Below are 236 nucleotides of genomic sequence, written 5' to 3' on the forward strand. Positions count from 1 at the left end.
CAGTACTGGATATGCTAGAGTAGGCGCTTTGAGTCTTCATCATGATGATATTAAATTGGATAAAATGGAGGAGAGGGCTAATCTTCGTAGAAAAGATGCACCTGAAATTGGGGATATATCGCGTCTCACTCCAGATGAAGTAAACCGTTTATTCACACCTATTTCTAAGGAATTTGGTGCTGTTCACATTAATGGTGCTGCTAGGGTAAATGGTAAGGAGTTAAGAGATGCGCTTC

The 236-nt window shown here is 40.7% G+C and carries 1 pseudogene; it reads left to right on the forward strand.

The window, feature by feature from the left end:
* Positions 1 to 236, forward strand: a pseudogene (locus AOA60_RS32860) (FAD-binding oxidoreductase); the annotation flags it as partial.

It is taken from the genome of Pseudomonas sp. 2822-17 (genome assembly GCF_002742485.1).
Taxonomy (GTDB): Bacteria; Pseudomonadota; Gammaproteobacteria; order Pseudomonadales; family Pseudomonadaceae; genus Aquipseudomonas; species Aquipseudomonas cyclaminis.